This is a genomic window from Mesorhizobium sp. M7A.F.Ca.US.014.04.1.1, from assembly GCF_003998745.1.
In the GTDB taxonomy this organism is placed as follows: domain Bacteria; phylum Pseudomonadota; class Alphaproteobacteria; order Rhizobiales; family Rhizobiaceae; genus Mesorhizobium; species Mesorhizobium ciceri.
In genome coordinates this window covers 1-6,049 of record NZ_RZRW01000358.1, presented here as the reverse complement: position 1 = coordinate 6,049, position 6,049 = coordinate 1, and the positions used below count along the sequence as shown (strand labels likewise).

4 protein-coding genes and 1 pseudogene are annotated in these 6,049 nt (G+C 61.1%); 3 read left to right on the top strand and 2 right to left on the bottom strand.

Features of this window, described 5'->3' with window-relative positions:
- Together EOA22_RS21845 and EOA22_RS21840 are read right to left on the bottom strand one after the other, a co-directional pair.
- Window positions 1–321 (bottom strand): annotated as a pseudogene (locus EOA22_RS21845) (acetate kinase); the annotation flags it as partial.
- Window positions 321–2,732 (bottom strand): phosphoketolase family protein, encoded by a 2,412-nt coding sequence (locus EOA22_RS21840; RefSeq protein WP_127390212.1) that lies wholly within the window; start codon window positions 2,730–2,732, stop codon window positions 321–323. The gene EOA22_RS21840 and the pseudogene EOA22_RS21845, both read right to left, overlap by 1 nt.
- A 264-nt stretch (window positions 2,733–2,996) precedes the next feature.
- On the opposite strand from EOA22_RS21840, the gene EOA22_RS21835 reads away from it, so the two are divergent.
- The 3 genes from EOA22_RS21835 to EOA22_RS21825 all read left to right on the top strand — a co-directional run bounded on the left by EOA22_RS21835 (window position 2,997) and on the right by EOA22_RS21825 (window position 5,811).
- Window positions 2,997–4,988, top strand: coding sequence for a protein-L-isoaspartate(D-aspartate) O-methyltransferase (locus EOA22_RS21835; protein WP_063168033.1), 1,992 nt, complete (start codon window positions 2,997–2,999; stop codon window positions 4,986–4,988).
- 98 nt (window positions 4,989–5,086) lie between these two features.
- The gene (locus tag EOA22_RS21830; protein ID WP_013531530.1) at window positions 5,087–5,293 is read left to right on the top strand and encodes a hypothetical protein; all 207 of its coding nucleotides are present in this window, start codon (window positions 5,087–5,089) and stop codon (window positions 5,291–5,293) included.
- 47 nt (window positions 5,294–5,340) lie between these two features.
- On the top strand, window positions 5,341–5,811 hold the full coding sequence (locus EOA22_RS21825) for a YbhB/YbcL family Raf kinase inhibitor-like protein (protein WP_013531529.1): 471 nt from the start codon (window positions 5,341–5,343) through the stop codon (window positions 5,809–5,811).
- Window positions 5,812–6,049: the final 238 nt, after the last annotated feature.

Genomic DNA, 6,049 nt, shown 5'->3' with positions numbered 1-6,049 from the left:
TGTGGTCAGACGGACAGGTTCGATGAACTCGCTTCCGCCATGCACGATGCGATGGCCGGCGCAGATCAGGTTTCTTTCCCCAATTTCGCCCTGCACCCAATTCAGCATCTCGCCTATGGCCGCGTCATGCCGCTTGTCGGCGGTGAGCGGCCGATCGCACTGCCCCGTTCCGTCGGCCGCTTTTGCGCGCAGTGTGGGTTTGTCGCCCAGGTCCAGCGTGCCGCGTGAAACGAGTTGCATATCCCGTGATGAGACAAGATCGTAAAGCGCAAACTTGATGCTGGACGAGCCGGCATTCAGCGCCAGGATCGACCGACGCATCATTGGCGCCCCTTTGTCGCGGCTTTGTCGGGCCAGCTCCATTTCTGGATTTCGGGCATGTCTTCGCCGTGCTCGCGCACATAGGCCTTGTGCTTCGCCAACCTGCCGTGGAGTTCGCCGGCAAGCCCTTCGGCCCTTTCGGCCAGTCCCGGCACGCGTTCGATGGCGGCGAGCGCGAGATGGTAGCGGTCGAGTTCATTGAGCACCACCATGTCGAATGGCGTCGTCGTGGTGCCCTCCTCGCGGAAGCCATGCACATGCATGTTGTCATGGTTGGCGCGGCGGTATGTCAGGCGATGAATGAGATAGGGATAGCCGTGATAGGCGAAGATGACGGGCCGTGTTTTCGTGAACAACGCGTCGAAGTCCCCGTCGGGCAGGCCGTGCGGATGCTCCGTGTTCGACTGCAATGTCATCAGATCGACAACATTGACGACGCGGATTTTCAGGTCGGGGATCGCGGAGCGCAGAATGTCTGTCGCGGCCAGTGTTTCCAGGGTCGGCACATCGCCGGCGCAGGCCATGACCACATCGGGCTCCTCGTGCTGAGCAACCGTGCCGGCCCATTCCCAGATGCCCGCTCCAGCTTTGCAATGCGCTCCGGCTTCTTCAATGGACAGCCATTGCGGTCCCGGCTGCTTGCCGGCGGTGATGACATTGATGCGGTTATAGGTTCTCAGGCAATGATCGGTGATCCACAACAGGGTGTTGGCGTCCGGCGGGAAATAGAGCCTTACCGTGTCGGCCTTCTTGTTGGCGACCAGATCGGCAAAGCCCGGATCCTGATGGCTGAAACCATTGTGATCCTGCCGCCAGACATGCGAGGTCAAAAGGTAATTGAGCGAGGCGATCGGCTTGCGCCAAGCGAGCTCGCCGGAGGTCTTCAGCCATTTGGCATGCTGGTTGACCATCGAATCGACGATATGAATGAAGGCCTCATAGCATGAAAACAGGCCATGGCGGCCGGTGAGCAGATAGCCTTCAAGCCAGCCCTGGCAGAGATGCTCGCTCAGCACTTCCATGACGCGACCATCACGGGAAAGATGGACGTCATAGGGCTCGATGCGCTCCATCCAGATCCGATCGGTGACCTCGAACACGTCGTCGAGGCGGTTGGAGGATGTCTCGTCCGGCCCCATCAGGCGGAAGTTTCGCGCCTCGGCATTGAGGCGGAACACCTCGCGAAGATAGCTTCCGCAAATCCGCGTCGCCTCGGCAATGACGCCACCTGGACGCGGCACTTCCAGGGCCAGGCTTTTCCAATCTGGAAGCATCAGATCGCGCTTCAGCAGGCCGCCATTTGCGTACGGGCTTGCGCCCATGCGCCTTGTCCCTGTCGGGGCAAGTGCCGCAAGCTCCGGCAACAGGTGCCCGCTTTCGTCGAACAGCTCTCCCGGTTCGTAGCTTCGCATCCAGTTTTCGAGGATCTTGCGGTGCTCCTCATTCCCTCGAGCGTTCGATACCGGCACTTGATGCGAGCGCCAGAAACCCTCGACTTTTTCGCCATCGACTTCCTTCGGCCCGGTCCATCCCTTGGGGCTGCGCAGCACGATCATCGGCCATTTCGGGCGTTGACCATGCCATCCCGGAGCCCGTGCCTGCTCCTGAATGGAACGGATGCGATCGAGCACCGTGTCGAGCGTCGCGGCCATGGACCGGTGCATGGCAAGCGGCTCGTGGCCTTCGACGAAGAACGGTTCGTAGCCATAGCCGGCGAAAAGGTCTCGCAATTCCTGATCGTCCATGCGGCCGAGGATCGTCGGATTGGCGATCTTGTAGCCGTTGAGATGCAGGATCGGCAGGACGGCGCCGTCCGACGCTGGGTTCAGGAACTTGTTGGAATGCCATGCCGCCGCCAGCGGACCGGTCTCGGCTTCGCCGTCACCAACGACGCAGGCAACCACCAGACCCGGATTGTCGAAGGCCGCACCGAAGGCATGAACCAATGCATATCCCAATTCGCCGCCCTCATGGATGGAGCCTGGCGTCTCGGGCGCGGCATGGCTTGGCACGCCACCGGGAAAGGAAAACTGCCGGAACAGTTTCCTGAGGCCGTCTTCGCCCTGCCCGATATCGGGATAGATCTCGCTATAGGTGCCCTCGAGCCATGTGTTGGCGACCATTGCGGGACCGCCATGGCCCGGGCCGCAGATAAACAGAACATCGAAGTCGCGTTCGCGGATAACGCGGTTCAGATGCAGGTAGAGAAAATTCAGGCCCGGCGTCGTGCCCCAATGGCCAAGCAACCGAGGCTTGACGTGCTCGGCCTTCAACGGTTCGCGCAACAGCGGATTGGCGAGCAGATAGATCTGGCCGACCGAGATGTAATTCGCGGCGCGCCAGTAACGGTCCATGAGGTCGATCCGTTCGTGGCCGATAGCCTGCGGCGTCGCGGCAGCCTTGTCGTTCATCGACATCTCCAGCTTTCGGTTCGCTGGTGATAACTGGGGCATCTTTGCGCTTGAGCAACCCCCGACTGCCGCCGTCCGGGACAGTGTCGCGACCCGAGCGGCCAAGAGACCGGTCGCTATCCCGGTGGAGCGAGCGGCTCTGTCCGCAAATAGGCGGGAACCTTGAAGTCCTCCAGCGGTTAGAAACTGGAATCGCGAAGGCCAGGTTCAAGGCAGCTACCGCGAAGGACAACCTCGAAGCGTTGCACCAAAGGGAGCTAAAAAATGCTCGATCTTCCTCGTGCCCGTGATCGAATGGTCAATATCCACGTCGGCCGGCGTGGCATCCATGACCGTGAAATTCTGCAGGCGATGCGCGAAGTTCCACGCGAGGCCTTCGTAGAACCCGGTTTCGAGGAATTTGCTTATGAAGACACGCCGCTGCCGATCGCCGACGGCCAGACCATATCGCAACCCTACATCGTCGCATTCATGATCGAAATGGCGGACGTCAAACCGGGTGACCACGTGCTCGAAATCGGCACCGGCTCGGGTTACGCCGCCGCGGTGATGAGCCGGATCGTCGAACAGGTCTACACCATAGAGCGTCATCCCGGTTTGGCAGAAACGGCGAAACGGCGGTTTGAAAAACTCGGCTATCGAAACATCGAGGTCCGGACAGGCGATGGCACCAAGGGCTGGCCGCAGGCGGCGCCGTTCGATGCCATCGTGGTGACAGCCAGCGGTCCCGGCGCACCGCTCGCCCTTCAGGAGCAACTCGATGTCGGCGGCAGGCTCGTCATTCCGGTCGGCGACGACCCCGATTTGCAACGCCTGCTCAAAGTCACCCGGACAGGTGCCGCAACCTACAGCGAGGAGGATTTCGGCGGCGTGCGCTTCGTCCCTCTCATCGGCGAGCAGGGTTGGTCGGAAAACGGCACCGTCACCAAGGTCGGTCGTCCACTTCGACATCCGCATCCGATCAGCCTGCCCGATATGATCGCGGCCGCGGCTGAACCGCTGCCCGATTTCGACGATCCGGCCTTCGGCGCATTGTTCGACCGGTTCGCCGACCGGCGCGTCGTTCTGCTTGGCGAGGCAAGCCATGGCACGTCCGAGTTCTACAGGGCGCGCGCGGCGATCACCCGCAGGCTCGTCGAACGGCACGGCTTCACCATCGTCGCGGTCGAGGCGGACTGGCCCGATGCGGCGGCGATCGACCGCTACGTTCGCCATCGTCGGCCGCGAACAGGCGCCGGTGCGCCATTCCAGCGGTTTCCGACGTGGATGTGGCGCAACACCGATGTCGCGGCCTTCTCCGACTGGATGCGCCGTCGCAACGAGAAGCTAGAACCTTCGGAGCAAGCAGGGTTCTACGGCCTGGACATCTACAATATGAGCGGGTCCATAGGCGCGGTCCTCGACTATCTCGACCGGGTCGATCCCCAGGCAGCCAAGATTGCACGCGAACGGTATGGTTGCCTGACGCCCTGGCAACACGAACCGTCTACCTACGGCCGTGCGGTGCTCACCGCCGGCTATAAAAAATGCGAGAAAGCCGTGCTGGAACAATGCCGGGACTTGCTCGCCAGACAACTCGATTATGCAAAACAGGACGGAACCGACTTTCTCGACGCCAGTCAGAATGCTCGGCTGATCGCGTCCGCCGAACACTACTACCGGATCATGTACTATGGCGGTGCGGAGTCCTGGAACCTGCGCGACACCCACATGTTCGAGACCTTGGAACATTTGTTGGACGCCGGCGGCCCCAACTCCAAGGCGGTGGTGTGGGCGCACAATTCCCATATCGGCGATGCCCGCTTTACCGAGATGGGTGTCGTCAGGGACGAACTGAACATCGGTCAGCTCTGCCGGCAGCGTTTCGGCGATGAGGCAGCGCTAATCGGTATGGGCACGCATTCCGGCACTGTAGCGGCCGCAAGCGACTGGGATGGCGAAATGGAGGTGAAGCAGGTTCGCGCGTCGCACGCCGACAGCTACGAACGGCTTTGCCACGATTCTCTTGTGTCGCGGTTCCTGCTCGACCTCGGGCGCGACAAGACGCTGCGTGAGCGGCTGCTGGAACGTAGGCTGGAGCGATTCATCGGGGTAATCTACCGGCCGGAAACCGAGCTGGGCAGCCACTATGCGGACGCTTCCCTGCCCCAGCAGTTCGACGCGTTCCTATGGTTCGACAAAACCGCGGCAGTGACGCCGCTTGGCCCGGAGCATGCAAGAACCGGCGTTCCCGACACCTATCCATTCGGGCTCTAACCGGCGCGCGCGGCGAGCCGATGAAGCAGAGCCCTGGAACCGGAACGGCCCATCTGGCTTGCATTTTTAAACTGAAATCCCGTCGAAGGAGTTTTCTCATGACCGGAACCAAACATCCGAAATGGAAAAAACCGAGCGATGCCGACTTGGCGAACAATCCTGGTATCGGGACTTCCAAGGGAACGATCAAGGAAGGCGAAGAGTTCGAGCTTGAAGGCGAGAACACGGTCGAAGGCGATGTCGAGAACGACACGACCGCTGCTGGCGGGATCGATCCAAGACAAAAGATGCGGACCAACAAATAGCATGCCGTTGGCATCGCTGCGATCAACTTCCCCGGAAGGAGTGAACCATGCCACTTGCCCTCAGCAGCGCCGCCTTTGCCGAAGGCGGACCAATTCCCGAAAGATATACACGAGACGGCAAAAACGTATCGCCGCCGCTGAAATGGTCTGGAGTACCGGACGACGCCAAAAGCCTCGTTCTCGTCGTTCAGGATCCTGATGCGCCGAGCGGAACGTTTGGTCATTGGGCGGTATTCAACATCTCCGCGGAGACAAGGGAACTTCCCGAGGCGGAAAGCGGCAAGCCAGGTCCCGGTGCCCTTAGGCAAGCAACAAATGATTTTGGCAACGCCTATTACGACGGCCCTGAACCCCCGGTCGGACATGGCGTCCACCATTACCATTTCCGGCTGGCCGCGCTCGACACGCCGAGCCTTGCCATTCCGGCCAGCGCAGGCGTCGAGCGCATCTGGCGGGAGGCGCAGAAACACTCGCTCGAGCAGGCAGAACTCATCGGAACCTACGAACGCAATCCGTAAGTTGATGACCGAGGTGGCATTACCCTGCTGCTGCGCGGAACGGTTCTCCTCCTTGCCGGTTGTCTGGGAAAGGAGATGCCGCCATGTTTGGAGATATCATGTGGTTGGTCGTCGTTGCCGGCGGCCCATTGTTGCTGATCGTGCTGTTGGCCTATGCCGTTATCGCACGCCGCCGGCGTGGGCCCGCCGAACGAAGGGAAAGCGACCGGGCGACCGACCGGCTATACCAGGACAAGCG

What these genes read in the sequence shown, in the direction of transcription:
- EOA22_RS21825 (WP_013531529.1), top strand. Translation starts at nt 5,341, where the DNA reads ATGCCACTTGCCCTCAGCAGCGCCGCCTTTGCCGAAGGCGGACCAATT.
- EOA22_RS21840 (WP_127390212.1), bottom strand. Translation starts at nt 2,732, where the DNA reads ATGAACGACAAGGCTGCCGCGACGCCGCAGGCTATCGGCCACGAACGG.
- EOA22_RS21835 (WP_063168033.1), top strand. Translation starts at nt 2,997, where the DNA reads ATGCTCGATCTTCCTCGTGCCCGTGATCGAATGGTCAATATCCACGTC.
- EOA22_RS21830 (WP_013531530.1), top strand. Translation starts at nt 5,087, where the DNA reads ATGACCGGAACCAAACATCCGAAATGGAAAAAACCGAGCGATGCCGAC.